This window comes from Deltaproteobacteria bacterium (assembly GCA_019912665.1).
Lineage (GTDB): Bacteria > Desulfobacterota > GWC2-55-46 > GWC2-55-46 > GWC2-55-46 > UBA5799.
Genome location: JAIOIE010000010.1, coordinates 1 through 2,570, shown reverse-complemented (window position 1 = coordinate 2,570; position 2,570 = coordinate 1). Strand labels below are relative to the sequence as shown.

Sequence of the window (2,570 nt, the reverse complement as noted above, 5' to 3'; positions counted from 1 at the left end):
GTGACCTTGCCCCGATCCCGTGGACACGGGGATTGGTGAGGGAAAACATAGCCGGCGTCGACCGCTGGTCAAGCCCCACGAATCTCGGTCTCTTGTGGTTGCTCGGTGAAACAGACGCAGGCTCTGCAGAGGTGCAACCTGCCGAGGGATAGCCGAGTCGACGGTGCGCCAACGGCGGCATCGGGCCCCTGCCGACGAATGCCGGCAGGGGCCGCTTTCTCCGGTCAGTTGGACACCGGAGCCATACCTTGCAAACCTCGGGGTCCGGGGCAGAGCCCCGGGGCACGTCGACGAACCGAGCTACCCGGCGTGCGCCAGCTCGAACTCTGCCGGCGACTGGTAGCCGATCGACGAGTGCAGTCTCTGGCGGTTGTAGAACCGCTCGATGTAGTCGAACACGCTGGCACGGGCCTCGTCGCGCGTCTTGTAGTCCTGCAGCAGAACGCACTCGGTCTTCAGCGAGTGATGCAGGCTCTCGGCGGCGGCGTTGTCGTAGCAGTCGCCGCGGCGGCTCATGCTGGCAACCAAGCCGGCAGACTTGAGCGCGCCGCGGAACTCGGCGCAGGCGTACTGCGAGCCACGATCGGAATGGAAGATGCAGCCGGGGGTCGGCCGACGGCTTCCGACTGCCATGGTCAACGCGGCGGCCACCAGCGACACCTCCATGGTCGAGCCCATCGACCAGCCGACGATCCGTCGCGAGAACAGATCCATGATGACGGCCAGGTAGAGCCAGCCCTCTTCGGTCCCGATGTAGGTGATGTCCGAGACCCACGCCCTGTTCGGCGCCGTTGCCGAGAAGTTGCGCTGCAACAGGTCGGGGGCGATCGGGTGATCGTGCTTCGAGTTGGTGGTCCGGATGCGGAACCGCCGCGTGGCCTTCGACCGAATCCCCATGCGGCGCATGATCCGCGCCACGCGCTTTCGGCTGCAGGTCTCACCGGATCGCTGCAGCGCCTTGTGGATCCTCGGCGCCCCGTAGACGAATCGGTGGTCGTCGTAGATGGCTCTGATGAGCGGCACGAGCCTGTTGTCCTCGCGATCTCGCGGTGCCTCGTCGCGCCCGAGCCAGGCGTAGAAGCCGCTGCGCGAGACATCCAACATCCGGCACATCGACACGACCCGGAACGTCTCGCGGTGATCGCGAACGAAGACGAACCTCACTTCTTCAGCTTCGCGAAGTAGCCCAGCGCTTTTTTTAAGATGTCGCGCTCCTCCTCGGCGGTCGCGAGCTTCCGCCGCAGGTCGCGCAGCTCCTCGTCGACGGCCGTCAGCTTGCCGTGGCCGCGGAACGCCTCTGCGCCTTCATCCTCGATCTCGCTCTTCCAGCGAGTCAGCATGTTGCGGTTGATGCCCAGACCGTCGGCGACCTCGGCGACCGACCGGCCCTTCTCGACGACCTGGCGGACCGCCTCGACCTTGAACTCGCGCGTGTGCTTCTTGCGGGACATGCCCATGGGGATTCTTGCCTTGCAGAGCCTGACGGCTCCTTGAGTGGATGTCCACTTTTCCGGGGCAAGATCACGGGTGCGCGCGGAAGGGGACGGCGGCGAGCCGTTCGGCGAGTGATGCCGCGGCGCTTCAACGGAGCCGCGCGCGGGTGCGCGCGGAAGGTGGGAATACCGGACTTGTGAGAGGGACCGAGGGTCAGCTTCAACGGAGCCGCGCGCGGGTGCGCGCGGAAGGCGGTGCGAGGTCGGGGGCGACATGAGGGGGGTGCGACGCTTCAACGGAGCCGCGCGCGGGTGCGCGCGGAAGGACCAGCTAACCCCGTGCGTCGGGAGCCCTTCGGGGGCGCTTCAACGGAGCCGCGCGCGGGTGCGCGCGGAAGGGCCTGCGCCGGCGCGTTGCAGTTGCGCGCAGAAAAGCTTCAACGGAGCCGCGCGCGGGTGCGCGCGGAAGGGCCGGTGGCGGTCCACGTCACAGATGCCGGTCGACCCGCTTCAACGGAGCCGCGCGCGGGTGCGCGCGGAAGGAGACCTGGAAGGAGATGCAGAAGTGACCGCAACCGAGCTTCAACGGAGCCGCGCGCGGGTGCGCGCGGAAGGGCCTACATCGCCGACGTCACCGGCGTCTACACCGCGCGGCTTCAACGGAGCCGCGCGCGGGTGCGCGCGGAAGGCCGCCGGTCCGCACCCTGGGAAACGCCCACCCGCCTCGCTTCAACGGAGCCGCGCGCGGGTGCGCGCGGAAGGGCTACTGTTCCGGGCAAGCCGTACCGATCCTCTTGTTGCTTCAACGGAGCCGCGCGCGGGTGCGCGCGGAAGGCTCGATCACAACCAGCCCATCGTCCAGCAACGGCTGGCTTCAACGGAGCCGCGCGCGGGTGCGCGCGGAAGGGGCCAGGCGAAGACCAGCACGCTGTTCACTGCGAGAACGCTTCAACGGAGCCGCGCGCGGGTGCGCGCGGAAGGCCGCAGTGCTACGGCGCCGCCGGGTGTACCCAGTACGCTTCAACGGAGCCGCGCGCGGGTGCGCGCGGAAGGCTTTTTCCAAGACCAGGCCCCCACCGCCACCGAATAGCTTCAACGGAGCCGCGCGCGGGTGCGCGCGGAAGGTTGGTCACTGGT

Annotated in this window: 1 protein-coding gene and 1 CRISPR repeat array; the gene reads right to left on the bottom strand. The window is 68.2% G+C overall.

The genetic code is table 11. The annotated features are described in order from the left end of the window. Positions 1 to 300 precede the first annotated feature (300 nt). A protein-coding gene (locus K8I01_04290) for an IS3 family transposase (protein MBZ0219636.1) occupies positions 301 to 1,457 on the bottom strand; the annotation gives its coding sequence in 2 pieces (ribosomal slippage) (positions 301 to 1,193 and positions 1,193 to 1,457; 1,158 coding nt in all). A gap of 48 nt (positions 1,458 to 1,505) precedes the next feature. Then, positions 1,506 to 2,558: a CRISPR direct-repeat array (repeat unit 36 nt; unit sequence GCTTCAACGGAGCCGCGCGCGGGTGCGCGCGGAAGG). Between the last annotated feature and the right edge of the window lie 12 nt (positions 2,559 to 2,570).